Here is a 26,654-nt window from a genome sequence, read left to right as displayed (position 1 = left end):
GCGCTCCCACAGTACGGGTCGGGCCAGCCAGACCGGCCCCCCCACGCCACGTCAGAACGTGTAGCGCATCCCGATCTTGGGCGCGATCACGACCATCACCGTGCCGGCGAGCGACTCTTGCTCGAACCTGGCAAAGTACCCGCGATCGAGGTCGATCCGGCCGTAGGCGCCCTCCGGGGGGTTCGTCCACACGGGCTCCTTCAGCCGGACCAGGACCGCCGCCGCGAGGCCGGCCGTCACCGCGAGGTGATCCCCGAAGCGCAGGCCCCCGCGCATCTCCGGCGTCATCACGAAGAACCTGGCAGGGTCCTGCGCCACCGTGGGATCGAGGTGGAATTCCATGGCGCTGGCGGAGGTGAACGTGCCGGTGCGCTCGTCGCGCACGGTGCCGAGCAGGGCGCCGGCGCCGAGCCGGACCGAGAAGCGGTGGCGGTCGCCGAGCGACAGGCCGGCCCAGCCGCCCGCCAGGAAGCCGCGGAGCACGAGGGCGTCGTCGGCCGCGCCGGAGCTGTCCGGCAGGCTGTCCTGGATCTGCAGCGACATGCGCCGGGCGGCCACCGTCTGGTGCACCTGGAGGTAGCCGGTCGTCACGCCGAAGCCGAAGCCGGACCAGAGCTCGTAGCCGGCGTGGATCGCGCCGAGGCCGCCTGCGCCGACGCCCATCGAGCACGATCCCGTGCACTGGACCGCGGCGGCGCCGCCGAACGACGGCAGGAACGCCGGGCCCGCGTCGAGCTCGACGAGGAACCGCCCCGGAGGGCGCCCGAGCCGCACGCGCTCGAGCGGCACGGAGACGACCGTGCGCGCGCCGCGGGCGAGGACCGCCTCGCGCTGCGCGGTGACGAAGCCGCCCGCGGCGACCTCGATCCGGTGCCGGCCGGGGCTCAGGCGCCCCTCCCAGATGCCGCTGCCGAGCGCCACGCCGTCGACGGTGACGCTCGCGCACACCGGCGTGGGCTCGATCCGGAGCGTCGCGCTCAGCTCCTCGGCGAAGAGGGCGAGGGGCGTCGTCTGCTTGAGCCGGATGATCACGGAGGCGGGCATGGTCCCGAGGTCGCCCGAGCCGCGCAGCACCACCGTGTGATGGCCGGGCGAGAGCGGCCCCTCCCACGGCGTCTTGCCGACGGTGTAGCCGTCGACGAGCACGTCGAGCGCCTTGCCGTTCCGCTCGATGACGCGCAGGCGCCCCGACTCGACGAGCTTCTGGAGGCGCGACAGGATGCGGACCACCTGCCCTCCGGCGACGTCGACGCGGGTCTCGAACGGCTCGAAGCCGTCCTTGTAGACGCGGATCACGTGGCTGCCCGCGCCGACGCGCAGCGGCGCGGGCAGCGGGTAGTCGCCGCGGCGCTGGCCGTCGACCATGATCGAGGCGCCGATCTCGGCGTCGGCGACGTCGACGGTGCCGACCAGCCCGCGCAGGCGCACGACGGCCTGCTGCGCGGCGTTCCTGGTCTCCGGCGGCAGCCGCTGCGCGAAGTCGCCGAGCAGGGTCTCGAAGAGCGCGAGCGCCTCGTCGTAGCGGCGGAGCTGCTGGAGGCACAGCGCCGCGCTCGAGGTGGCGCTCCAGGTCGGATAGTCCTGCCGCGAGGCGAGGAACTCGGCGAGCGCGGCCTCCCAGGCGCCCTGGCGATACAGATCGAGGCCGCGCTCGAAGTGGGCGCGCGCCTCGGCGACGGGATCCGCGGCGGGCGGCGGCTCGACGGCGACCGAGGGCGGCGCGGCGGCGGGCGGCGACGCCGGAGCCGCGGCGGGCGGCGGCGCCGGAGCCGCGGCGGCGGGCGGCGAGGCCGCAGGCGGCGCGGGGGAGGCCGGAGCCGCGGCCGGCTGGGCGAGCGCGGCGGCCTGCGCGCCGAAGGCGGCGGCGAGCGCGACGAGCGTGCCGAGAGCGCTGGCGGCGCGGCGTCGACGGCGGCGCGCGACGCCGAGCGCGAGGAGCAGCGCGCCGGCCGCGCACGCCGCGACGGGGGCGGCCCGGCCCGGCCCGGCGCTGCAGCCGGACGCGGCCTCCGGCGCCGGCGGCGCCGGGACGCAGTGGCCGCGCAGGTTGCAGGCGTAACCCGACACGCAGTCGTCGATCGAGGCGCAGCTCTGCCTGCAGGCGCCGCTCTGCGGATCGCATCGGTAGGCGACGCAGGGCACGCTCACCTGCGCGGGGCACGCCGAGGACGCCGTCGTGCACCGCACCGCCGCGAAGGTGTTGAGCTCGTCGGCGCACCTGGACGGCGCGCAGATCGAGCCGGCCTTCTCCGGGCTGCCTGCCTCACCGCAGCGCCCCTCGGTCCCCGGGGCGCCGCAGGTGCCGCAGGGACACGGCACGTCACAGCAGGTGCCGTCGACGCAGATATCGGGGGACAAGCAAGCGGCCGTGGAGGTGCACGCCTCCCCCCGGGCCAGGCCGAACCGCTCCGTCTCGGCGAGCGCGATGCCAGAGGAGCTCCCCCCTGCCACCAGCACCTCGCCGCTCGACAACACCGTGGCGGTGTGCCCGACGCGCGGGGAGCTCATGGAGGTCGTGACGGTCCAGGTATCTGTCGCCGGGTCGTACCGCTCCACGCTGCTCAGGTAGAACGCGCTGTCGTTCACTCCGCCCGCGAAGAGGACCGTGCCGTCGGGTAGCAGCGATGCGGTGTAGCTCACCCGCCTGCGGCTCATCGGGCTCGTCAGCGTCCAGCTCCCGACCTCCGGGTCGTATCGCTCCGCGCTCGCGATCCAGCCGCCCGCCACCAGGACCTCTCCATTCGGCAGCGACGTCATCGTGATACCGCCGCGCGCGTGGTTCATCGGCTTCGTGAACTCCCACCGATCGGCCTCGGGGTCGTACAGCTCCGCCGTGGCGTGCGGGCCGGGAACGTAAGATCCGCCCGCCACGAGGACCTTGCCGTTCGAGAGCAGCGTCGCCTCGTGCCCAGCGCGCGGGTCGCCCATCGGAGCCATGAGCTCCCACCGGTCGGACGCGGGGTCGTACAGCTCCACGCTGTCCATGAAGAAGGCGTTCTGGCCCCCGCCGGTCACGAGGACCTTACCGGTCGGGAGCAGCGTCGCCGTGTGATCGACGCGGTCGAGATGCATCGGCGCCGCGTCGGTCCATGTGCCCGTCTCCGGATGATACAGCTCCGCGGTCTCGAGCACGACGTCAGCCTCTTGGACATTCACCAGCACACCACCCGTCACGAGGACCTCACCGCTCGAGAGCAGCGTCGCCGTATGCCCTGCGCGCGCGTGCTTCATGCTCCCCGTGAAGCTCCAGGCGTCGGCCGCCGGGTCGTACAGCTCCGCGCTGTCGAACGTGACGATCGCCGCGTCGACAGCGCCGTCGTCGAAGCCGCCCGCCATGAGGACGAGGCCGCTCCGCAACAGCGTCGCGGTAGGACCTTTCCGCGCGACGTTCATCGCGCCGTGGGTCAGCACCCACGCCGGGTCCACGAGCACCGCCTCGCCGCCCGCGTCCACCGTGAGCTCGATGCGCGAGCCCCGCGCCCTGAGCGCCATGGCCACAGGCCGCCCCGAGAGCGCGTGGGCCCGCGGCGCCGAGACCCGCAGCACCGCCGTCCCCCTCCCCTCCTCGACGAGCTCCACCGCCTCGCCGCGCTCGCGCAGCGTCGCGCCCTCCACCTCCCACGCCGCCACCGCCTCGCCGCCGCGCGCCACGCCCTCGTCGAGCAGCAGCCACTCCTCCACGCCGTGCTCGGTCGCCGACCAGAACGACGTCCCCCCGCTCCGCCGGTAGGCCACGGCCTGCTCCACCGCCATGCCCTCCCCCGCGGCCCCGAGCTCTCGCACCCGCACCTCGACCCCGGCCGCCGTGCGGAACCGGATCGGCTCGCTGCCCTCGCGAGGCAGCACCACGTGCGGCCGCGAGGGTCTCCCGCTCACCTCGGCCGAGCCCAGATGAAACCCCTCCCCGTCGCCGACGAACGCCTCGCGCGCCTCGAGCACGGCCGCGGACTGGTCCGGGAACTGGCGGCGCAGGGCCGCGGCGGACGCAGGCGGATCCACCTCGCCGCTGCAGCCGGAGAGACACGCGGCGGCCCAGAGCACCAGGGTGAGGCGCGGCAGAACGCACCTGAGGGAGCCGAACGGGGACATCAGGAGCCTCCCCGCCGCCGTGGGAATCGGCCCCGGAAGACCGAGGCGCTCCGCTGCGCGGCGGCGAGGAGCGCAAGGAGCGCGGCGCCGAGGCCGGCCCTGGAGGCGCTCGCCGCCGCGGTGGCCGGCCCGGCGCTACAACCCGGGCTCGCGGCGGGCGGAGGGAGCACGCAATGGCGGGAGAAGTCGCATACATGGCCCGGCGCGCAGTCCTGCCACGAGCTGCATTCGTCGACCTTGCAGGTGCCGCTGACCTGATCGCAATCGTACGGCGCGCAATCCACGACCTCCCGGCCATCGCTGCTCGCGCCCGCGCAGCTGGCTCCATCGGCGGGGCAGAGGACCTGCGCCACGCTGTGCGTCTCGTCGCGGCACTGCGCCGGGGCGCACACGCCGTCCTTGGGCACGGCGAAGCAGGCGCCGAGCCCGTCGCACGATCCATCGCAGCCCTCGCGCGCACAGTCGCCGCGAGCATCCGAGCCCTTCGGCTGGAGCACGCAGCGGCCCAGCGACGAGGGCATGGCGCACGAGTGACAGGGCTCGGAGCACCGCGACTCGCAGCAGACGCCGTCGACGCAGGCGCCGCGCCCGCACTCGGCGTCCAACGCACACCGGAGTCCGACGATCGAATACCGCTCTGGGTACACGGATTCGCCGACCAGCAGCACATCGCCGCTCGGCAGCCGTGTCGCGGAGTGGTCGTTGTGCAAACCGTTCGTGGGCGCCGTCTCGGTCCAGGCGTCGGTCTCCGGGTCGTACAGCTCCACGCTCCTGTAGGACGCGCTGTCCGAGGAGGAGGGCTCACCCGCGACCAGGACCATGCCGTTCAGCAACGCCGTCGCGCTGGGCGAGGGGCGCCGTCCGACCATCGGGCCCGTGGGGGACCAGGTGCCGGCTGCCGGATCGTACCGCGCCGCTCCCCGCGTGCCCACGGCCAGGACCTCGCCGCTCGGCAGCGGAGCCATGACGACGGGGAACCAACCGCTTCCGGGCAGCGCCCCCGTGGTCGTCCAGGTGCCGGTCTCCGGGTCGTACAGCTCCGCGCTCCTGAGCCGACCGATGGTCCCCCATCCTCCCGCCACGAGGACCTTGCCGCTCGGCCCCAAGAGCACCGCAGCGTGGCCTTCGCGAGCGTCGTTCATCGGTGCCGCGGAGGTCCACGCGTTGGTCCTCGGGTCGTACAGCTCCACGCTGGAGAGAGTACGGATTCCCGCCGCTCCGCCCGCCGCGAGGACCTCGCCGCTCTCCAGCAGCGTCGCGGTGTGCTCAGCCCGTGACGTGGCCATGGATGCTCTCGGCGTCCAGGTGTCGGTCTCGGGATCGTACAGCTCCACGGCGTCGACGGGCACGGCCCCGTTAACGTCGTCGTAGTTCCCCCCGAGCACGAGGACCTCGCCGCTCTTCAGCAGCGTCGCGGTGTGACGGTAGCGCCCTGCGCACATCTGGCCCACGAGGCTCCAGGTGTCGTCTGTCGGGTCGTACAGCTCCGCGTCGGCGAAAGCCTCGGGCCAGTCGCTACCGCCCGCCACAAGGACGTTGCCGCTCTGCAACAGCGTCGCGGTGTGATCTCGCCTGAGCGCGATGTTGCTGCGCCCCGCCGGCTCCCACGCGGGATCCACGAGCGCCGCCTCGCCCGCGTCGCCCGCGTCGCCCGCGTCGATCGACAGCTCGATGCGCGCCCCCCGCACCCGGAGCGCCACGGTCATGCGCCGCCCCGTGGCCGCATAGGCGCGCGGCGCCGTCACGCGCAGCAGAGGCGCCGCGCTCCGCTCGTCCAGGAGCTCCACCGCCGCGCCGCGCTCGCGCAGCAGCGCCCCTTCCACCTCCCACGCCGCCACCACCTCGCCCCCGCGCGCGACGCCCTCCTCGAGCAGCAGCCACTCCTCCACGCCGCGCTCGGTCGCGGACCAGAACGACGTCCCACCCGCGCGCCGGTAGCTCACCGCGCGCTCCGCCATCGCGCCCTCGCCCTCGGCGCCGAGCTCCCTCACCCGGATCTCGCCGCCGTCCGCGAACCGGAACCGGATCGCGCCGCTCCCGTCGCGGGGCAGCTCCACCTCCGGCCGCGCCGCCCGCGCCCACGTCCCGCCGGGCTCGGCCGCCGCCAGCCGGAACCCGTCCGCCGCCGGGGTGAACGCCTCGCGCGCCGACAGCACGGCGTCCGCATGCGCCGGAAAGCGCCGTCGCAGCCCGGCGGCCGCCGCGATGTCGTCGGGCTCTGCCCCGCAGCCGCCGACGAGCAGCGCGGCCGCGAGCAGGGGTGACGGCGTCGGAAGCGATCGTCTCAAGGAAGCGGGTGTTGCCGGCACGGCGCGTCTCGTGGCGCCGAGTAGAGCAGCGTTGCCCCGGCCCGCCTAGCCTCCGGCTGCGACAGCGTCATGCGCGCTCGAGCCGTCGTCGCGGCGGGCCTTCCGGCGCGGCGTCGCCGACGGCGCGCGACGCCGAGCGCGAGGAGCAGCGCGCCGGCGGCGCACGCCGCGACGGGGGCGGCCCGGCCCGGCCCGGCGCTGCAGCCGGACGCGGCCTCCGGCGCCGGCGGCGCCGGGACGCAGTGGCCGCGCAGGTTGCAGACGTAGCCCGACAAGCAGTCGTCGATCGAGGCGCAGCTCTGCCTGCAGGTGCCGCTCTGCGGATCGCATCGGTAGGCGACGCAGGGCACGCTCACCTGCTCGGGGCACGCCGAGGACGCCGTCGTGCACCGCACCGCCGCGAAGGTGTTGAGGTCGCCTTCGCACCTGGACGGCGCGCAGATCGAGCCGGCCTTCTCCGGGCTGCCTGCCTCGCCGCAGCGCCCCTCGGTCCCCGGGGCGCCGCAAGTGCCGCAGGGACACGGCACGTCACAGCAGGTGCCGTCGACGCAGATATCGGGGGACAAGCAAGCGGTCGTCGCGGTGCACGCCTCCCCCCGGGCCAGACCGAACCGCTCGGTCTCGGCGAGCGCGTAGTCAGAGTAATTCCCCCCTGCCACCAGCACCTCGCCGCTCGACAACACCGTGGCGGTGTGCCCGACGCGCGGGGAGCTCATGGAGGTCGTGAAGGCCCAGGTATTGGCTGCCGGGTCGTACCGCTCCGCGCTGCTCAGGTAGAAAGAGTTGTCGGTCAATCCGCCCGCGAAGAGGACCATGCCGTCGGGTAGCAGCGATGCGGTGAAGCCCCCCCGCCGGCGGTTCATCGGGCTCGTCAGCGTCCAGCGCCCGGTCCCCGGATCGTATCGCTCCGCGCTCGCGAGCCAGCCGCCCGCCACGAGGACCTCTCCATTCGGCAGCGACGTCATCGTGATACCGCTGCGCGCGTGGTTCATCGGCTCCTTCGTGAACTCCCACCGATCGGTCTCGGGGTCGTACAGCTGCGCCGTGGCGTACGCGCCGGGAACGTAAGATCCGCCCGCCACGAGGACCTCGCCGTTCGAGAGCAGCGTCGCCTTGTGCCCAGCGCGCGGGTCGTCCATCGGAGCCATGAGCTCCCACCGGTCGGACGCGGGGTCGTACAGCTCCACGCTGTCGGTGAAGAAGGCGTTCTGGCCCCCGCCCGCCACGAGGACCTTACCGCTCCGGAGCAGCGTCGCCGTGTGACCGACGCGGTCGAGATGCATCGGCGCCGCGTCGGTCCATGTGCCCGTCTCCGGATGATACAGCTCCGCGGTCTCGAGCATGAGGTCAAACTCTTGGAGATTCCTCAGCACACCACCCGTCACGAGGACCTCGCCGCTCGAGAGCAGCGTCGCCGTGTGCCAGGCGCGCGCGTGCTTCATGCTCCCCGTGAGGCTCCAGGAGTCGGCCGCCGGGTCGTACAGCTCCGCGCTGTCGAACGTGACGACCGTCCCGTCGAGAAGGTCGTCCTCGAAGCCGCCCGCCACGAGGACGAAGCCGCTCGGCAACAGCGTCGCGGTATGACCTTTCCGCGCGACGTTCATCGCGCCGTGGGTCAGCACCCACGCCGGGTCCACGAGCACCGCCTCGCCGCCCGCGTCCACCGTGAGCTCGATGCGCGAGCCCCGCGCCCTGAGCGCCATGGCCACAGGCCGCCCCGAGAGCGCGTGGGCCCGCGGCGCCGAGACCCGCAGCACCGCCGTCCCCCTCCCCTCCTCGACGAGCTCTACCGCCTCGCCGCGCTCGCGCAGCGTCGCGCCCTCCACCTCCCACGCCGCCACCGCCTCGCCGCCGCGCGCCACGCCCTCGTCGAGCAGCAGCCACTCCTCCACGCCGCGCTCGGTCGCCGACCAGAACGACGTCCCCCCGCTCCGCCGGTAGGCCACGGCCTGCTCCACCGCCATGCCCTCCCCCGCGGCCCCGAGCTCTCGCACCCGCACCTCGACTCCTGCCGGCGTGCGGATCCGGATCGGATCGCTGCCCTCGCGAGGCAGCACCACGTGCGGCCGCGAGGGTCTCCCGCTCACCTCGGCCGAGCCCAGATGAAACCCCTCCCCGTCGCCGACGAACGCCTCGCGCGCCTCGAGCACGGCCGCGGACTGGTCCGGGAACTGGCGGCGCAGGGCCGCGGCGGACGCAGGCGGATCCACCTCGCCGCTGCAGCCGGAGAGCCATGCGGCGGCCCAGAGCAGCGCGGTGAAGCGCGGCTGGACGCGGCTGAGGCAGCCGCGCGGTGACATCAGGAGTCCCTCCGCCGTCGTGTGAATCGGCCCCGGAAGACCGAGGCGCTCCGCTGCGCGACGGCGAGGAGCGCAAGGAACGCGGCGCCGAGGCCGGCCCTGGAGGCGCTCGCCGCCGCGAGGGCTGGCCCGGCGCTACACCCCCGGATCTCGGCGGGCGGAGCGGGCACGCAGCGCCCGGAGAAGTCGCATGCATGGCCCGGCGCGCAGTCCTGCCACGAGGTGCACTCGACCTTGCAGGTGCCGCTGACCTGATCGCAATCGTACGGCGCGCAATCCACGACCTCCCGGCCATCGCTGCTCGCGCCCGCGCAGCTGGCTCCATCGGCAGGGCAGAGGACCTGCGCCATGCTGTGCGTCTCGTCGCGGCACTGCGCCGGGGCGCACATGCCGTCCTTGGGCACGGCGAAGCAGGCGCCGAGCCCATCGCACGATCCATCGCAGCCCTCGCGCGCGCATTCGCCGCGAGCATCCAAGCCCTTCGGCTGGAGCACGCAGCGGCCGAGCGACGGGGGCATGGCGCACGAGTGACAGGGCTCGGAGCACCGCGATTCGCAGCAAACGCCATCGACGCAGGCGGCGAGCCCGCACTCGGCGTCCGACGCACACCGGAGTCCGACGATCGAATACCGCTCTGCGTACTCGGAATCGCCGACCAGCAGCACATCGCCGCTCAGCAGCCGTGTCGCGGAGTGATAGCTGTGCGAACCGTTCGTGGGCGCCGTCTGCCTCCAGGTGTCGTCGGTCGGGTCGTACAGCTCCACGCTCCTGAGGGCCCCGCCGCCCCTGGCGGCGTAGGGCTCACCCGCGACCAGGACCATGCCGTTGTGCAACGTCGTCGCGCTGGGCGACTGGCGCAGCCCGAACATCGGGCCCGTGGCGGACCAGGTGCCGGCTGTCGGATCGTACCGCGCCGCTCGAAGCGTGCCCACGGCCAGGACCTCGCCGCTCGGCAGCGGCGCCATGACGACGGGGAACCAACCGCTTCCGGGCAGCGCCCCCGTGGTCGTCCAGGTGTCGGTCTCCGGGTCGTACAGCTCCGCGCTCCCGAGCTCGCCGCTGAATCCCCATCCTCCCGCCACGAGGACCTTGCCGCTCGGCCGCAAGAGCGCCGCGCCGTGTTCCAGGCGAGCGTCGTTCATCGGCGCCGCGGAGGTCCACGTGTCGGTCCTCGGGTCGTACAGCTCCGCGCTGGAAAGGGTGCGGATTCCCGCCATTCCGCCCGTCACGAGGACCTCGCCATCCGGCAGCAGCGTCGCGGTGTGATAAGCCCGCGACGTGGCCATGGATGCTCTCGGCGTCCAGGTGTCGGTCTCGGGATCGTACAGCTCCACGGTGTCGACGGGCTCCACCGCGGGGGCGTTGATGTTGTCGCGCTGCCCCCCGAGCACGAGGACCTCGCCGCTCTCCAGCCACGTCGCGGTGTGATTGTAGCGTGCTACGAGCATCGTCTGGCTCACGGGGCTCCAGGTGTCGTCTGCCGGGTCGTACAGCTCCGCGCTGGCGAGAGCTTCGAGCCGGGCGAGACCGCCCGCCACAAGGACCTTGCCGCTCTGCGACAGCAGCGTCGCGGTGTGATCTCGCCTGACCTCGACGATTCTTCGCCCCGCCGGCTCCCAGACCGGATCGACGAGCACCGCCTCGCCGCCCGCGTCGCCCGCGTCGCCCGCATCAATCGACAGCTCGACGCGCGCCCCCCGCGCCCGCAGCGCCACCGCCACGGGCCGCCCCGAGGCCGCGTACGCGCGCGGCGCCGTCACGCGCAGCACCGGCGCGCCGCGCGCCTCGTCCACGAGCTCCACCGCCGCGCCGCGCTCGCGCAGCAGCGCCCCCTCCACCGCCCACGCCGCCACCACCTCGCCCGCGCGCGCGACCCCCGCCTCGAGCAGCAGCCACTCCTCCACGCCCCCGTCGGTCGCCGTCCAGAACGACGTCCCACCCGCGCGCCGGTAGCTCACCGCGCGCTCCGCCATCGCGCCCTCGCCCTCGGCGCCGAGCTCCCTCACCCGGATCTCGCCGCCGTCCGCGAGGCGGAACCGGATCGCGCCGCTCCCGTCGCGGGGCAGCTCCACCTCCGGCCGCGCAGCCCGCATCCAGGCCCCGCCGGGCTCGGTCGCCGCCAGCCGGAACCCGTCCGCCGCCGGGGCGAACGCCTCGCGCGCCGACAGCACGACGTCCGCGTGCTCCGGGAAGCGCAGGCGCAGCGCCGCGGCGGACGTGTCCTCCGGCTCCGCGCCGCAGCCGCCGAGGAGCAGCGCGGCCGCGAGCAGGGGTGACGGCGTCGGGAGCGATCGCCTCGATGTCAAGGATGGTGCTGGCACGTCGCGTCTCGCCGCGCCGAGTAGAGCAGCCTTGCCGCGGCCCGCCTAGCCTCCCGCTGCGACGGCGTCGTGCGCGCTCGCGTCGCCGCGGCGAGCCTCAAGGCCGGCCGTCGCCGCGCGCGCCCTCCGCGGGCGGCTCCGCCTTCTGCGCCCGCGCCGGGGGCCCCTCGAGCCCCGCCGCGCGGGCCAGCCCCATCACCCCCTCCACGGCGGCCGCGATGTATCCGAACGGGTTCGCCCCGTCGACCGCCGTGACGTGCACCTCGCCCATCCGCTGCTGGAACGCGGCCGCGAGCGCCGGCATCTGCTGCGCCACCGTCAGCCGGATGATCTCCGGGGACACGGCGTTCTCGATCTCGCGGAGCGCCCGCGCGCGCCCGAGCTCGAGCTCCTGCGCGAGCCGCGCCTTCCTCGCCTCGATCTCGGCGATGGCGAGCTCGGCCTCGGCCGCGAGCCGCCGCGCGTCCGCGATCGCCGCGCGCTGCCGGAGCAGGTCGATCTCGTGGGCGCCCGCGGCCATCTCCGCCGCGTGGCGCGCGGCCGCGGCCTCCGCCTCGAGCGCGGTCTTCTCGATCTCGGCCCGCGCCGAGCGCGCCGCGATCTGCTGCTCGTGCGCGAGGCGCGCCTCCTCGATCCGCGCCTCGGAGGCGATCTCCTCGAGGCGCGCCTTCTCGCTGGTCTCCTGGCGGCGCGTGCGCAGCTCGACCTCGGCGGCGAGCTTCGTCAGCTCGATCGCCCGCTGCGCCTCGGCCTCGCCCTGCTGGACGGCGCGCTCGGTGAGCAGCGACGCCTCGCGGGCCATCCGCTCCTGCTCCTTTCGGTAGCGCGCCTGCAGGTTGCCGAAGACCGCCGGCGAGAGGATGCGCACGTCCTGGATCTCGATGGAGTCGACGAGGACGCCCCACCCCTTGTCGGTCGTGTCGTCGGCGCTGCCGCGCCCCGAGACGACCGGCACGATCTCCCGCATCAGCTCTCCGGCGATCCCTTCTTTCCGCCGCGTCAGGCACTCCTCGACCGACAGGTTCGCGATCAGCCGGCGCGCGGCGCCCGCGAACATGTCGACGAGCAGCGCCTCGAGCTTCTCCTGCGCGCGCTCCGGGAACGAGAAGTTCAGCATCCGGAAGGCGACGAGCGGGTCCGCGATGCGATAGACGGCGAGCCCCGTGACCTCCACGCCCACCTTCTCGAGGGTGACCTGGTCGGCCGTGAACTGGAGCTTCTGGATCGTGGTCGGCACGACCGCGACGCTGTCGCCGGGCAGCTTGAAGCACGAGGCGCCCTGTCCCGAGGTGGGCCGCAGGTGGCCTCGCCGCATGTGAATCAGGTACTCGCTCGGCTTCGCGCTGATGCGCCCCCACCTCTTGAGCTTCTCCGGATCTTCGGCCGGCTTGCCGGCGCGCCAGCCCTGCTCGTATCGCTCGCGGCCGGCCGCCCCGGCCCCGCGGTCGCCCGCGTGGACGATGGCGCCCGCGCTGCCCTCGTCGCTCGTGATGACCCTGCGTCGATCGATGTGCGTCATGGCCTCTCCCTCGTGAGGACGGGCTTCGCAGGAACCGAGCCAGACGGGAGATAGGGGAAATGGGGCGCTGCGCCGCCGCCTCGCGCGCCGCCGCGATCCGCGATGGAGCGCGCGCCGCTCCAGAATGGAGCGCCGCGGCCCGTCGCGGCCGCGGGGGCGGCTCGCGTCAGCGGATGTTGACCCTGAGCCTCACCGGGCGGCCGTCGCGCTCGACGACGACGGACAGGCTCTTGTCGGAGCGCATGCGCGTGTAGGCCATCATCGCCTTCTGCGGGTCGGTGAGGTCGATGCTGTTGATCGATTTCACGAGATCGCCGCTCTGCAGCCCGAGCGACTCGAGCACCGAGCCCGGCTTGATCATCATCTTCAGCCCGACCACCTGGTTGTCCCGCATCTCCGGGATCGCCGCCGAGGTGGTCGTCACGATCTCGGGCTGCTCGAAGATCTTCTCGGCGGCCGATCGATCGATGTCGATCTCGGTGTCGCTCACGCGCTTCATGCGCGAGGCGATCTCGGGCGGGACGTCGCTCCTGCCGGACGCGCGCGACGGGGTCGCGCGGGGCGGATCCGGCGCCCTGGGCTGCGGCTCGGCCGCCTTCTTGCCGCCATTGTCGCTCTTCTTGCCGAGCTGCATCTGGCAGCGCGCGCCGCCCGACGTCATCCACACCCGATCCCAGGCGATGTGCTCGACCTTCCGGCCGCCGATCTCCCCCCCGCGCCGCCCGAGGGCCGTGCGTCCGCCTTCCGCCTCGACGGCGGCGAACGACCATTCCGGGTCCTCGGACACCGCGATGAGCACGACGCGGCCCGTATCGCACGGCGGCGCGAGGTAGGGATCGCGCTGAGAGAGATCCGCCTGGCCGGCGGTCGCCGCGCTCGGCCGAGGCACGAGCGGCCCTGTCGTGGAGTCGAACGGATTGCGCTCCAGGATGGGCGCCGCGCTCGTCGCGCGGTCGTCGGCGGGCGGCGCCGGGGCGGGCGCTCGCTCCGGGAGGGCGGGAGGGGCGCCGTCCCGCGCGATCTGATGGGCGATGAGCTGAGCGACCCCGGAGGCCTGATAATACGCGGAGACCGCGACCATGCCTCCCACGATGAATGCGAATCCGCGCTTGACGAACGCGTCGGGGCTCATTGGTAACGCTCCTCGTGGCGGGAGCGCGCCGGGGCTCGCGGCGCGCGTGTCCCTTGCCGCCGCGGAGGTCGCGGCAGTGCACGCCCTCGCCACCGGCAAGACCGCGCGTCAGGGCGAGCACCGAGCGTGCCCGCGCGCGGGTCATCGCCGCGGCGCGGGCGGGATCTGGCCCGGACAGGCGCGCGCTCAGCGGGGAGGAGCGCTGTTCGCGCGGCTCACTTCAGGGAGTACTCGAGGCCCCAGATATTCACGGATCCCCGTTCGGGATAGTACACGGTGAGCTCGTCCGAGGCCTCGAGGCGGGCGGCGTCGATCAGGGGATCGGAGAAGAATCGGCCCGCGTCGGAGGCGTCGAGGAGCGTCCAGGTCGCATAGCCGTCGCTCGGCGAGGCGCCGGCGATGCGCAGATCAGGGAGGATCGCGTAGACGTTCTCGGTGGAGGAGATCGCGAGCTTTCCCCGGAAGTTCTCGATCGCGCGCAGGCCGAGGCCGTGGCGCGTCCAGGTTCCCTCCGGATCCCGGACGTAATGGAAGAACTCGCTGCGCGCCCGTGCGTTCGTGAAATTCGCGTCGTCGGCCTCGGCGTCGGGCAGGTGCGAGAGCAGCACGTGGACCCGGCCGCTCTCGTCGACGGTCATGTGCTCCTGGTTGATGAGCCCTCGGTTCTGGCCGATGGCCCACACGGACAGGCCCGCCGTGCTCCGGGTGACGAAGGCGGCGCCGGTGGTCGCGACCTTTTCCCCTGCGTTGTTGTGCCAGGTGCGCCCGTGATCGTCGCTGTAGACGTAGAGGAGATCGTGGTTCGTGGTCGCGTTCGGCGTGTCCCGCCAGCACCAGGCCGCGTGGAGGCGCGCGCCGCCGCGCGTGTACGCGAGCCCATGCAGGTAGGCGTTCATGCTGGCGTCCGTGCCCTCGATGTACTCGCCGAGCGCGCTCCAGGCGTGCGCCGTCGTGTCGTACTCCCACAGGTGCTCGTCGCCGCTGCCGCTCTCGCCGATCCGGGCGCTCAAGAGGAGCTTGTCGCCGCCGGGCTCGGTGACGAACCGCGGGTAGGTGACGAGGGTCACGGCGGTCGAGCCGACGAGCGCGCTCGAGACGGCGCCGAAGCTCGCGGCGGCCCAGGCGGTGCCCTCCGGGTCGGTCAAGAGGCCGGTGACCGAGCGGCGGTAGTGGAGCGTGCTGCCGTGGTGATCGAAGGCGAGGTGGAGCGTGCCGTCGCCGGGCGCGATCCCGAGAGAGATGGTGTTGTGGGCGTCGTCGGCGCTGAGCCGGTAGTCCTTGAAGTCGAACTTCTGCCATTCCCCGGCGGCGCCGCCCGGGCGGGCCGGCAGCTGCCGTCGCGCGAGGACGACATTGCGATTGGTGTTCCAGAAGGCCGTGTATTGATAACCGCCGAACGAGACGATCGCGTCTTGCTGGAAGGATTCGCCGTTGAGGTAACCACCGTACGACACCACGGTGAGGCCCGACTCGGCGAGCTTGCCCTCGGCGTGCTTGACGATCCCGGGCGCGACGGCCTCCGCGCCGCCGCCGCCGGAGGTCGCGCCGCTCGCGGTCGCGCCGCTCGCGGTCGCGCCGCCGCCCGCGCCGGTGGCTTCGGGGCTGGTCGCTCCTGTCCCGCCGCCGCCGAGGTTCGCGCCGCCTCCGCCCGCGCCCCCGCCTGAGGCGGAGCCTCCGGGGGTCGAATCGCGCTCGCCGTCGCCGCAGCTCGCCAGGCAACCCGCCGAGACGAGGACGAGCAGGAGGGAGGAGGGAAAGCGAAGGATCATGGGTGTTGGCGGAGGGTACTGCCGTTCCGCGGCGGCACCAAGCGCGGCCCCGCCTCGCCTCACGCGTCGTAGAGCAGCACCTCGACCTCGGCGCCCTCTCCCACCGCCGCGTCCTCGGCGCGCACGATGACCACGCCGTCCGCGCGCGTGGTCGACGACAGGATCGACGCGCCGCTCGTCGCGATCGGAAACACCCGGTCTCCCTCGACGCGCACCCGCACGTAATCGACGCGCCCCGGCAGCGAGGCGATCTCGCGCGCCACCACGCACCGCCGCCGCCGGTGCGGCCACGCGCGCGGCAGGCCGCCCAGGGCGCGGATCGAGGGGCCCGCGAAGAACTCGTAGGCGCACAGGCACGACACCGGGTTTCCCGGCAGCAGGAACACCGGCCGCTCACCCGCCAGAAACCCGAACCCCGCGGGCTTCGCCGGGCGCATCGCGACGCCGTGGACCGCCACCTCGCCGAGCTCCGCGAGCACGAGCGGCGCATGGTCCTCCGAGCCGACCGACGACCCGCCGGAGACCAGCACCACGTCCTCGCCTGCCGCCGCGAGGGCGCTCCGGACCGCCTCGCGCCGGTCGGGGACATACGCGACCTCCACGTCCTCGACGCCGTCGCGGCGCGCGAGCGCCGACAGCACCAGGCTGTTCGCGTCCACGATGCACGCCCCGCTCGGCGCGCTCCCCGGCGGCAGGAGCTCGTCGCCCGTGATCAGGATCCGCACCGACGGCCGCCGCACCGCGCGCACCTCGGCGACCCCGGTCGACGCGAGCACGCCGACGTCCTGCGGCCGCAGCCGGCGCCCGGCCGGCACGACCTCCGCGCCCTCGATCACGTCCTCGCCGATCGACGCGACGTGCTTGCCCGCCGGCACCGGCGCGCGCACCCGCAGCACCGCCGCCCCGGCCGGGCCCGCGGCCTCCTCCGCGTGCTCCGCCATGAGCACCGCGTCCGCCCCCTCGGGCACCGGGGCGCCGGTCGTGATCCGCACGGCCTCGCCCAGGCGGATCGCCCCCGCGTGAGGCCGCCCGGGGAACGACGCGCCCACGAGCGCGAGCTCGACCGGCGCGCCGGCGGCCGCGCCGGAGGTCGCCTCGCCGGCGAGCGCGTACCCGTCCATGGCCGCGCGCGCGAAGTGCGGCACGCTCGCCCGGGCGAGCACGCGCTCGGCCGTGACCCGCCCCGCCGCCCGGGCGATCGGCACCGGCTCGTCGCCGAGCCGCCGGATCCGCTGCCCGAGCACCTCGAGCGCCCGCTCGACCGTCGTCTGCTCGCGGAAACCTCGCATCCGGACGTCGCGCATCGGGGCTCCGTGGACCGTCGGCCCCTCAGCCGGCGGCGGAGGTCTCGAGCGCGCCGCGATAGACCTCGTCGACGTCGAGCACGCCGTCGATCGACGCGAGCCTCGCGCGCTCGCCGGGCCCGGCCTCGTAGAGCGTCCACGAGTCGTCCTCGTTGCGCCGGAAGACCTCGATCCGCGGGTGCGCCTGCGAGACGAGGACGTACTCCTTGAGCGAGGGGATGCGGCGGTAGTGCGCGAACTTCTCCCCCCGATCGTACGCCTCGGTGGAGTCCGACAGCACCTCGACGAGCACCAGCGGGTTGACGACCGCGTGCTCGTCCTCGGGATCGTGCGCCAGCTTGCCGCAGACGACGCTCACGTCCGGGTACGTCGCGAGGCCCGTCGCGAGGACGCGCACGCGGAGGTCGGACGAGAACACGTCACAGGGGCGCCGCGCCAGCTGCGCGCCGAGCGCCACGGTCACCCGCGCCGCGAGCCGCGCGTGCTCCGGCGTGCCGCCGGCCATGTCGAAGATCTCGCCGCCGAGGTACTCGTGCTTGGTCGGGCTCGCCCGCTCCTGCTCGAGGTACTCGGCGTAGGTGAAGGAGAGCTTGCGGGCGGGTGCGTTCACGTTCGTGGCCTCCCGCGGGAGTATGGCACGGGAAGCCCCCCTCCGGTGCCGCCCGCGCCCGCCGCGGCGCGGCCCGCCCGATCCCTACCGCCGGCCGCCCCTCCGCGGCCGGCTCGCGCGCCGGAGCGGCGCGATCAGCGCGAACACCCCGAGCGCCATGACCGACAGCTTCGGCCCCCGCTTCTTCCGGGCGCCCGGCTGCCGCTCGCCCGCGATCGAGCAGTCCTCCGACTCGGCGGAGTCGTCGGAGCCCCCGCTGCAGCCGTCGTCTTCCGCGTAATACTCGTCCTCGGACTCGTCGCTCGTGTCTCCGCTGCAGCCGTCGTCCTCCGCGTAATACTCATCCTCGGACTCGTCGCTCGTGTCCCCGCTGCAGCCGTCGTCCTCCGCGTAGTACTCGTCCTCGGACCCCGTCTCGCTCGTATCGCCGCTGCAGCCGTCGTCCTCCGCGTAGTACTCGTCCTCGGATCCCGTCTCGCTCGTGTCCCCGCTGCAGCCGTCGTCCTCGTACTCCCCCGCGTAATATTCGTCCTCGTCCTGCGGCTCGGGGTCGTCCACGACGACCGTATCGGCGGTGCCGGCGCAGCCGCAGCCCATGTCCGCGGCCGGCTCGTCGTCGTAGTAGTCATCCGGGTCATCCACGCCCGACGGCCCGCCGGTCGTGCTCGACGCGCCCGCGCTCGGCCCGCCGCCGAGGCCCCCGGGCCCGCCCACGCCCGACGATCCGCCGGGATCGCCGCCCGCGCCGCCGCCGCCGGTCTCGGTGGAGCACGCGTCCAGGCGCACGGCGCCGGCCCTCGCGACCGGCGAGACGGACGCGCCGGCCCCGAACGTCAGCGGCCAGTCCGCGCCGGACTGCCCGGCCGCGAGCCGCAGCGCCACGCGGGTGAGCCACACCGACGACGGCGCGAGCCCGGAGAGTCCGACCGCGAGATCGTCGGCGATCGGGCCGCACCGCAGGAGGTCGGGATCCGTCTCGTCCCTGCGGGGCGACTCCGCGCAGTCGAGCGCGCCGTCGACCACGCCGAGCGCGGCGCGCGGGCAGCTCGCGGCGACCGCGAGGCCCGACTCCAGCGCGGCCGCGGCCACGGCGGCGCACGCCCCCGGGCCGTCGCCGGCGTCGCCGTACGCGCCCGCGCGCGCGAAATAGGCCGCGACCACGCTGTCCACGCTGTCGCTGCCGAGGGCGATGCGCCGGCTCAGCGCCTCGTGCCCCGCGGCCTCGACGAGCGCCCCGTCGAGCCCCGCCTGGCCGAGGGCCTCGGCGCGCAGCGCCTCGTAATCGCTGCGCTGCGCGCCCGCGTCCCAGCTCAGCGAGGCCGGCGGCAGCGTCACCGGCGTCGCGCCCGTCAGCGCGCCCCGGCCGTCGCCGAGGAGCCACGCGGTCACGCGCACGTCGCTCGCGCCCGCCCTGGCCAGCGACAGCGGCAGGCGCGGCTCCCCGCCGCCCGCGACGACGCGCAGCGTCCGCGTCACCGCGGGCCCGCCGGGCGCCTCGAAGCGCGCCGCCGCGAAGCGCATCCCCTGCAGCGCGCCGAGCTGCGCGGCCGTCTCGGAGGAGAGCGCGAGCCCCGCCGACTCGGCCCAGCGCGCGACCGCGCCCGCGTCCTCGAGCACCGCCACCTCGATCGGCTCGAGCGTCGGCTCGTGCGCGAGCTGCCCGACGGTCTCGAACGGGCCCGGCGGGCCCTCGTCCCCCGGGCAGTAGGGGGCGGCGCCCTCGGGCGGGAGCACGCGCGGCGCGGTCGCCGCCTCGAGCGCCTCGAACCACGCGTCCGAGCTCGCGTCGAGCGCCGCGAGCGGCGGCACCGGCACGACGACGGCCACCGGCCCGCGCGCGCCGTCGAACCGCAGGCTCGTCCAGAGCGTCGTGCGCTCCGGCCCCGCCGCGACGGCGACGCGCTGCTCGACCGACGCCTGTCCGGCGCCGGGCAGCCACGCCCCCGCGGCGAGGGCGTCGGCAGAAAAAGAGAAGAGGACCGCAGCAGGAACGACAAGCGCAAGCGACCGTCGGGGCATGCGAGGCCGATTGGCAAGCAGCATGCCCTCGATCCTACGCGGCCTTCGAGCCCGACTTCCACGCTGCCGCGTCCGGATGAGAACCGCGGTTCACGACGCTCCGTCACCACACCGACGGGCCTGCAGCGGCTCACCCCTCGTGGACGATGACGATGTCGTCGGGGTGAAGGTGGCAGAACACCCTGTCGCCGACGTGCAGCGCGGCCTGGACGGAGCTCTCGTTGGCCACCACGGCCGTGAGCTCGAGGCCGGAGCCGGTCCGGAGGCGCAGCTGGTCGGTGGCGCCCTTGAACAGCTCGTCCTCGACGTGCGCGTCGAAGCAGTTCTCCAGATCGCCGTGCCGTTCCTTGCGGAGCGCGATCTTCTCGGGCCGGATCGAGATGAGCGCGCTCTCGGCCCCGCCCGCGAGGTGCTCGGCGTTGACGAGGAGCTCGATCCCGCCGGCGAGCCGGACCCGCGCGCGCTCGCCGCTCCGCGAGAGGACGGCCGCCCGGAGGATGTTGGCCTGGCCGATGAAGTTCGCGACGAACGTGGTCTTCGGCCGGTGGTAGATCTGCGACGCGTCGCCGAGCTGCTCGATCCGGCCCTTGTTGATCACGGCGATGCGGTCGCTCATGGTGAGCGCCTCTTCCTGGTCGTGGGTCACGAACACGAAGGTGATCCCGAGCTTCTTCTGGAGCTCCTTGAGCTCGACCTGCATGGCGTGCCGGAGCTTCGCGTCGAGCGCGGACAGCGGCTCGTCGAGGAGCAGGACCTTCGGCCGGCAGACGATGGCGCGCGCGAGCGCGACCCGCTGCCGCTGCCCGCCGGAGAGCTGCGACGGCTTGCGCTGCTCCATGCCTTCGAGCGACACCATCGCGACCGCGGCGCGGACCCGCTCGGCGATCTCCGGCTTCGGGACCTTCTTCATCCGCAGGCCGAAGCTGATGTTCTCCTGCACGGTCATGTGAGGGAACAGCGCGTAGCTCTGGAACACCTGGTTCACGTCGCGCCGGTAGGGCGGATCGTGCGTGACGTCCTTCCCCGCGAGCAGGACGGCGCCGCTCGTCGGCGTCTCGAACCCCGAGATCATCCGGAGGAGCGTCGTCTTGCCGCACCCCGAGGGGCCGAGGAGGGTGATGAACTCGCCCGCCTGGATCTGGAGATCGACCTCGCTCACCGCTTGAAAGCTGCCGAATCGCTTGGTGACCGCGCGGAGCTCGACCATGACGTCCATCAATTTACCTTGGGGGGCCGGGAGCAGAGGGGGAGAGATAGAGGGGAGAGAGGGAGCGGGGAGAGCGGGACGCGCGGCGGCGGAGGGGCGCGGCGCCGCGTCACCGGTCCTGCTCCTTGCGCATCCCGAGCAGGAAGAACAGCGAGAACAAGAGGAGCAGCGTCATCCCGAGCGCGGCGCCGAACGGCCAGTCGCGCGCCTGACCGAACTGGTTCTGGATGACGTTGCCGATCATCGGCACCCGCGACCCGCCCATGAGATCGGTGATCGCGAACATCCCGAGCGCCGGGATGAACACGAGCAGGACCCCCGCGAGGATCCCCGGCCGCGTCAGCGGGACGATGACGTGCGAGAAGGCGGACACCGGCCCCGCGCCGAGATCGAACGCCGCCTCGATGAGCGCGTTGTCGAGCTTCTCGACGCTCCCGTAGATCGGCAGGATCATGAACGGCAGGTACGAATACACGAGGCCGATGACCACCGCCGTCGGCGTGTACATGATGTCGAGCGGCGCCGAGATGATCCGCAGGTAGAGCAGGAGCCCGTTGAGGAGCCCCTCCGACTTGAGGATCGACATCCACGCATACGTCCGGATGAGAAAGCTGGTCCAGAACGGCACCATCACCAGCATGAGCAGCTTGTTCCGGATGCCCTCCCGAGCCCGCCCGATGAAGTACGCCACCGGATAGCCCGCGACGAGGCAGATCGCCGTGGTGATGGCGGCGTACTTGATCGAATTGACCAGGATCTTGAGGTAGGTCGCGTCGAGGACGCGCGCGTAGCTCGACAGCGAGAGCTCGAAGACCACCTGCCCGAGCTCGTCCCGCTCGCAGAAGCTGTAGACGAGCATGATCGCGGTGGGCGCCACGACGAAGGCGAGGAGCCAGAGCAAGAGCGGGGCGAGCAGCAGCCACCCGCGGACGCCCGGCTTGCGCTGGGGGCCCTGGAGCTCGACGACCTGCCCGGTGGCCGTGTTCATGACGCCCCGCCGCTCACTGCGACGCCTTGAGGTCCGTCACCAGCTTGTCGATGTCCGCCGCCGCCTTCCCGATGTCGTGGAAGGTCTCCATCCCGGCGAGGGGCGGGTAGCTCGCCGGGTTCGCGAGCTGCTCCGGCGTGAGCAGCGCGCGCGCCTCCGTGTTCGGGTTCGTGTAGGGGAACTTGTCCGAGATGAGCTTGCTGACCTCCGGGCGGAGGATGTAATTCATGAACATCTCCGCGCCGATCTTGTTCCGCGCGTCGTCGGGGATGGCCAGGCTGTCGATCGCCTTGTGCGTCCCCTCGACCGGCAGGACGAACTGGAACTTGTTCTTGTCCTCCTGGTAGAGCAGGGCCGCCTCCCCGCTCCAGACGACGCCGATGTCCACGTCGCCGTTGAGCAGCGCCGTCTTCGGGCTGTCGGAGTCGAACACCTTCACGAGCTTGATCCACTCCGCCAGGGTCGGCTTGACCTTCGCGAGGTTCTCCGGGGTCACGTCGTTCGGGTTCATCCCCATCGTCACCATCACCCAGGAGACCATCTCGCGGTTGTCGTTCAGGGCCACGATGCGCCCCTTGTGCTTCGGCTGGAACACGTCCTTGTAGCCCTTGATGGGCTCCTTCACCTTCGCGGTGTTGACGACGATGCCGACGGTCGTGCCCATCCACGGGACCGTGTACTTGAGCTCCGGGTCGTGGGGCTGGTTCCTGAACGCGGGCGCGATGTTCTTCAGGTTCGGGACGCGGGCGTGATCGAGCGGCTGGAGCTTCTTCTGCTTGATGAGCGCCTCGATCGCGTACTCCGAGGGCTGGATGAGATCGTACCGGGTGCCCCCGGCGAGGAGCTTCGACAGCATCTCCTCGTTCGAGGCGTAGGTCTCGTAGTTGACCTTGATCCCCGTCTCCTTCGTGAAGCCGTCCAGGATCTCCTGCGGGACGTACTCGGACCACCCGAAGAGGTTGAGCTCGCCGCCGGCCTTCGGCTCGGGCGCGGGGCCGCTGCCCGAGGCGGCCGCCTGGGGCGCCGGGCTCTCCTTCTTCCCACAGCCGAGCAGGGCCACGAGGGGCACGAACACCAGGATCAGGAGCGCTGAGATGCGTTTCATTGACTTTTCCTTGTCTTGCCTGCGCCGGCGCAGGCGCTCGCGCCGCGCGTCGGTCCCCTTCAGCTCTCGTCGGGGGGCCGCCTCGCGGTGCCCTTCAGCGACTCGGCGACCACGACGAGCATCGCGGTCGCGACGATGAACACGGTCGAGATCGTGTTCAGCATCGGGTTCAGACCGACCTTCGCCATGCCGAACACCTTGATCGGCAAGGTCTCGGACTTGGGCCCGCGCGTGAAATAAGTGACGATGAGCTCGTCCATCGACAGCGTGAACGACATCAGCGCACCGGAGACGATCGCGGGCAGAAGGTAAGGCACCATGACCAGGAAGAACGCCTTGAGCGGCGTCGCCCCGAGGTCCAGCGCGGCCTCCTCGAGCGACGGATCGAGCCCCGCGAGCCGCGCCTGGACCGCGATGAGCACGAAGGGGAAACAGAAGGTGATGTGCGAGATGATGACCGTCGTGAAGCCGAGCTCGAGCTCCACCGTCTTGAAGAAGATGAGCAGGCTGATCCCCATGATGATCTCCGGGATGATCATGGGGATGAAGATCAGCGTGCTGATCGACCGGAGCGCGGGGAACCTGTACCGGTAGAGCAGGAAGGCGCCCGCCGTGCCGAGGACGACCGAGAACGCCGTGGTGATCGCGGCGACGATCACGCTGTTGCTCATCGACTCGATGAGCGGCGACCGGCGCTCGTCGCTCATGTGGGCGACGAGCTCGTCAAAGAGCTGCCGATACCACTTGAACGTGAACCCCTCCCACACCACGCTCATCCGCGAGTCGTTGAACGAGTAGGCGACGAGGAGCAGGATCGGCAGATAGAGGTAAACGAGGACGAGCCCGCTCCAGCCGCAGAGGAGCAGATTCGACAGCTTGATGCCCGATATCGTCCGGAGTCGCATGCGGCGGCCTAGCGATCTACCACGATCGCCGCGCGAGCTTATCGCTTGCGGAACGCCGGTTGCAACCCGTTGCCGTGTGGTGAGGCCGACACGGCGCACGGCGACGCGACCACGCTGGCTGACATGCTTCGCGGCGCGAGGGCGCTCGCGCGCGGCCGCGGGCCCGCCGGCGCCCGGGTCGGCGCGGGCGGCGCGGGCGGCGCGGGCGCGCGGCCAGGCGAGGCCCCCGGCTGCCGCCGAGCCCGCGTGGCTCATCCTCAACGAAGGCGCCCCGCGCCCGGCCGCGGCGGATCCTTCCGGAGAAGCCCTTGACACCGCACTCTCCTCCGCTTACCGGCCCTGCATGACCGGGTTGTCGCGCCGCCCTTCAGGTGAGGTCCCGTGAGCACTCCCCGCATCTGGACGATCGAAGAGGCGAACGCGCTCGTCCCCCGGCTATCGTCGCTGATCGGCCGGCAGCTCGCCCTGGCGAGCGATATCGAGCGCTGCTGGCAGGCGCTCGTGAAGGCCGTCGAGAGCCCGGCGGCGACGCCCGATCAGCTCCTCGAGCTGGCGCGCGGCGGCAGCGAGCTGGCGCGCGCCCGCGAGCGCGAGCTCTCGGAGAAGATCGCCGCGTACGAGTCGGGGTGGCAGGAGGTCGAGGAGCTCGGCGTGGTCGTGAAGGACCAGCGCATCGGGCTCTGCGACTTCTACGGGCGCCTCGACGGCGCCCTCGTCTGGCTGTGCTGGCGCTACGGCGAGCAGGCCGTCGAGCACTACCACGGGCTCGAGGCCGGCTACGCCGGGCGAAAGCCGATCACCGCGGCCAAGCGCCGGCAGCTGCTCAACTGACGGGGCCCCGGTGATCGATCGACAGAGAGCGGCACGGGCGATCGAGGAGTTCCTCCGCGCCCTCGGGCGCGACGTCGAGGGGGAGCTCGCCGGCACGGGCGAGCGCGTCGCCGACGCGTGGGCGGACGACCTGATCGAGGGCGAGGCCATCGACGCGGCCGCGGTGCTCCGCGAGGGCGCGATGGAGACGGGCCCCTTCGAGCGCGGCCTCGTCGTCGCCCGCGATCTCTCGGTGACGACGATGTGCCCGCACCACCTCTTGCCGGGACACGGCGCCGGGGTGGTCGCCTACCTGCCGGGGGCGCGGGTCGCCGGCATCGGCACGATCGCGCACGTGCTCGACGCGCTGGCGCGGCGGCTGACCTTGCAGGAGCGCATCGGCGGGCAGCTCGTCGACCTGCTCGTCGGCGAGCTCGGCGCCCGCGGCGCCCTGTGCAAGCTCACGCTGACCCACACGTGCCTCATCGCCCGCGGCGAGCGTAAGGCCGGCGCGGTCATCGAGACCGTGGCGGTCGCCGGGGTGTTCGCCGAGCCGGGCCCGGAGCGCGATCTCGCCTTCGCCGCCGCGCTCTCCGGGGGCAGGCGGTGAGCGGCGTCGCGGTCGTCACGGGGCCGAGCCGCGGCATCGGCCGTGCGACGGCGCTCGTGCTCGCGCGCCGCGGCCTGTCCGTCGCGCTGCTCGGCCGGCCGAGCCCGCGCCTCGACGAGGTGACCGACGAGGTCCGCCGGCTCGACGTCTCCGCGCTGGCCGTCCCCTGCGACGTCGCCTCCGAGGAGCAGGTCGCGCGCGCCGCCGCCGAGGTCGTGGCGTGGCTCGGCGCGCCCCGCGTCGTCGTGAACAACGCGGGCATCGTGCGCCGCGGGACGCGGGTCCACGAGACCTCCCCCGCCGCCTGGGACGAGGTGATCGCCGTCAACCTGCGCGGCCCCTACCTCGTCGCGCGCGCCTTCCTCCCGGCCATGCTGGCGCACGGCCGCGGCCGGCTCGTCCACGTCGGCAGCATCTCCTCGACCATCGCGTCCCCGGGCAACGCCTCGTACGCCGCCTCCAAGTGGGGCCTCGTCGGCTTCTCGAAGAGCCTGGCCGAGGAGCTGCGCGGGACGGGGCTCCAGTCCATCGCCGTGCTCCCCGGCTCGGTCGACACCGACATGCTCGCCGGCAGCGGCTTCCCCCCGCAGATGAGCGCCGACGAGGTGGCGCAGCTCATCGTGTACGCCGCGCTCGACGCCCCCGACGCCGTGACCGGCTCGGCGCTCGAGATGTTCGGCTGACGAGGCCGGCAGGGCGGCCGGCGCGCCGCGCGCGGCCAGGTGTGCGCTGCGCGGGGCCAGGCGCGCAGCGCGCGGCCAGGCACGCGCTGCGGATCAGGAATGGTGCCGCGCTCGATGTACGTGGCGCCGCCACACCCGACCCCCCCGCGTGCTACCCTGAGGCTCGTGGAAACGACGCCTCCGCGACCGGGCGATCTCAACGCGGCCTTGCCCGAGCTCCCGCTGTTCCCGCTGCCGCAGACGGTGCTGTTCCCCGGCGCCCTCCTGCCGCTCCACATCTTCGAGCCGCGCTATCGGGCGCTCGTGCGCGACGCGCTCGAGACGCACCGCATCCTCTCGGTCGTGCTCATCACGGACCCCCACCCGATCGACGCGCACGGCCACCCGGCCATCGCGGGGGTGGCGGGCGCGGGCGAGATCATCGATCACGCCGAGCTGCCGGGGGGCCGCTACAACATCGTGCTGCGGGGCCGCGCCCGCGTCCGCCTGGCGGAGCGCCCGTTCGTGCCGCCGTACCGCACGGCCGCGGCGACCGTCCTCGAGGACCAGCCCGGCGAGATCTCGGCGCAGGACCACGCCGCGCTCATCTCCACCGCGGCCTCGTTCGCCTCGCTCGTCCGCGAGCGCGACAGCAATTTCGAATTTCGGCTGCCGCGCGACGCGGCCACCTCGCTCGTCGCCGACCTCTGCGCCCATCACCTGATCCTCGACGCGCGGGAGCGGCAGGCCGTGCTGGAGACCCTCGACGTCGTCGCGCGGGTGCGCCGCGTGACCGAGGCGCTCGCGCTCCAGCAGCTCGCGCTGGCCTCGGCGGCGCGCGACGTCAACTAGCGCCTCGCGCTCGCATCGGCGGCGCGCGACGCCGACGACCCCTCGGCGCGACGCCCGCTGACGCCGCGCGCCGCGCCGGGCGGATGGGCTCGATTGCGCGCCGACCGCGCGGCGCACCTGAACACGGGTCCAGAAGCGGCGCC

The 26,654-nt window shown here is 73.2% G+C and carries 18 protein-coding genes; 4 read left to right on the top strand and 14 right to left on the bottom strand.

The features are described from left to right. Nucleotides 1–51 precede the first annotated feature (51 nt). The 14 genes from WME98_RS23175 to WME98_RS23110 all read right to left on the bottom strand — a co-directional run bounded on the left by WME98_RS23175 (nucleotide 52) and on the right by WME98_RS23110 (nucleotide 23,577). A complete protein-coding gene (locus WME98_RS23175) occupies nucleotides 52–4,089 on the bottom strand; it encodes a kelch repeat-containing protein (protein WP_437953238.1) in 4,038 nt (1,345 codons plus the stop codon). Further along, nucleotides 4,089–6,377, bottom strand: a complete 2,289-nt coding sequence (locus WME98_RS23170; RefSeq protein ID WP_437953237.1) for a Kelch repeat-containing protein — start codon at nucleotides 6,375–6,377, stop codon at nucleotides 4,089–4,091. The genes WME98_RS23175 and WME98_RS23170 overlap by 1 nt, the downstream gene beginning before the upstream one ends. Beyond that, nucleotides 6,374–8,698: a kelch repeat-containing protein gene (locus WME98_RS23165; protein WP_437953236.1), complete on the bottom strand. Its 2,325-nt coding sequence runs from the start codon at nucleotides 8,696–8,698 to the stop codon at nucleotides 6,374–6,376. Before WME98_RS23165 ends, WME98_RS23170 begins: the two co-directional genes overlap by 4 nt. Further along, nucleotides 8,698–11,004 carry a Kelch repeat-containing protein gene (locus WME98_RS23160; protein ID WP_437953235.1) on the bottom strand — a complete coding sequence of 769 codons (2,307 nt, stop codon included), beginning with the start codon at nucleotides 11,002–11,004 and terminating at the stop codon, nucleotides 8,698–8,700. The genes WME98_RS23165 and WME98_RS23160 overlap by 1 nt, the downstream gene beginning before the upstream one ends. 112 nt (nucleotides 11,005–11,116) lie before the next feature. Further along, complete coding sequence (locus WME98_RS23155; protein WP_437953234.1) at nucleotides 11,117–12,538, bottom strand: SPFH domain-containing protein; 1,422 nt, start codon at nucleotides 12,536–12,538, stop codon at nucleotides 11,117–11,119. A gap of 166 nt (nucleotides 12,539–12,704) precedes the next feature. Then, nucleotides 12,705–13,670 carry a type II secretion system protein GspC gene (gene gspC / locus WME98_RS23150; protein WP_437953233.1) on the bottom strand — a complete coding sequence of 322 codons (966 nt, stop codon included), beginning with the start codon at nucleotides 13,668–13,670 and terminating at the stop codon, nucleotides 12,705–12,707. A gap of 215 nt (nucleotides 13,671–13,885) precedes the next feature. After that, nucleotides 13,886–15,439 (bottom strand): BNR repeat-containing protein, encoded by a 1,554-nt coding sequence (locus WME98_RS23145; RefSeq protein ID WP_437953232.1) that lies wholly within the window; start codon nucleotides 15,437–15,439, stop codon nucleotides 13,886–13,888. Nucleotides 15,440–15,498: 59 nt separating this feature from the next. After that, the gene (locus WME98_RS23140; protein WP_437953231.1) at nucleotides 15,499–16,743 is read right to left on the bottom strand and encodes a molybdopterin molybdotransferase MoeA; all 1,245 of its coding nucleotides are present in this window, start codon (nucleotides 16,741–16,743) and stop codon (nucleotides 15,499–15,501) included. 25 nt (nucleotides 16,744–16,768) lie between these two features. Beyond that, the gene (locus tag WME98_RS23135; protein WP_437953230.1) at nucleotides 16,769–17,353 is read right to left on the bottom strand and encodes a Uma2 family endonuclease; all 585 of its coding nucleotides are present in this window, start codon (nucleotides 17,351–17,353) and stop codon (nucleotides 16,769–16,771) included. Nucleotides 17,354–17,437: 84 nt separating this feature from the next. Further along, nucleotides 17,438–19,396, bottom strand: coding sequence for a DUF2330 domain-containing protein (locus WME98_RS23130; protein ID WP_437953229.1), 1,959 nt, complete (start codon nucleotides 19,394–19,396; stop codon nucleotides 17,438–17,440). Between the two features lie 106 nt (nucleotides 19,397–19,502). Beyond that, nucleotides 19,503–20,588, bottom strand: coding sequence for an ABC transporter ATP-binding protein (locus tag WME98_RS23125; RefSeq protein ID WP_437335161.1), 1,086 nt, complete (start codon nucleotides 20,586–20,588; stop codon nucleotides 19,503–19,505). Between the two features lie 100 nt (nucleotides 20,589–20,688). After that, the gene (locus WME98_RS23120) at nucleotides 20,689–21,567 is read right to left on the bottom strand and encodes an ABC transporter permease (RefSeq protein ID WP_020742313.1); all 879 of its coding nucleotides are present in this window, start codon (nucleotides 21,565–21,567) and stop codon (nucleotides 20,689–20,691) included. Nucleotides 21,568–21,580: 13 nt separating this feature from the next. Further along, entirely contained in the window at nucleotides 21,581–22,672 is a 1,092-nt protein-coding gene (locus tag WME98_RS23115; RefSeq protein WP_437953228.1) for a polyamine ABC transporter substrate-binding protein, read from the bottom strand. 59 nt (nucleotides 22,673–22,731) lie between these two features. Continuing rightward, complete coding sequence (locus WME98_RS23110; protein WP_061624081.1) at nucleotides 22,732–23,577, bottom strand: ABC transporter permease; 846 nt, start codon at nucleotides 23,575–23,577, stop codon at nucleotides 22,732–22,734. Between the two features lie 381 nt (nucleotides 23,578–23,958). On the opposite strand from WME98_RS23110, the gene WME98_RS23105 reads away from it, so the two are divergent. The 4 genes from WME98_RS23105 to WME98_RS23090 all read left to right on the top strand — a co-directional run bounded on the left by WME98_RS23105 (nucleotide 23,959) and on the right by WME98_RS23090 (nucleotide 26,511). Beyond that, nucleotides 23,959–24,408 carry a DUF2203 domain-containing protein gene (locus tag WME98_RS23105; RefSeq protein ID WP_061627515.1) on the top strand — a complete coding sequence of 150 codons (450 nt, stop codon included), beginning with the start codon at nucleotides 23,959–23,961 and terminating at the stop codon, nucleotides 24,406–24,408. Nucleotides 24,409–24,418: 10 nt separating this feature from the next. Next, the gene (gene folE / locus WME98_RS23100) at nucleotides 24,419–24,997 is read left to right on the top strand and encodes a GTP cyclohydrolase I (protein ID WP_437953227.1); all 579 of its coding nucleotides are present in this window, start codon (nucleotides 24,419–24,421) and stop codon (nucleotides 24,995–24,997) included. Then, a complete protein-coding gene (locus tag WME98_RS23095; protein WP_437953226.1) occupies nucleotides 24,994–25,680 on the top strand; it encodes an SDR family NAD(P)-dependent oxidoreductase in 687 nt (228 codons plus the stop codon). Before folE ends, WME98_RS23095 begins: the two co-directional genes overlap by 4 nt. Before the next feature lie 165 nt (nucleotides 25,681–25,845). Continuing rightward, nucleotides 25,846–26,511 (top strand): LON peptidase substrate-binding domain-containing protein, encoded by a 666-nt coding sequence (locus WME98_RS23090; RefSeq protein WP_437937908.1) that lies wholly within the window; start codon nucleotides 25,846–25,848, stop codon nucleotides 26,509–26,511. Nucleotides 26,512–26,654 lie beyond the last annotated feature (143 nt).

Origin of the sequence: Sorangium sp. So ce296 (assembly GCF_051529605.1) — a bacterium.
Lineage (GTDB): Bacteria > Myxococcota_A > Polyangia > Polyangiales > Polyangiaceae > Sorangium > Sorangium cellulosum_D.
This window is presented reverse-complemented; position numbering and strand designations above follow the sequence as displayed.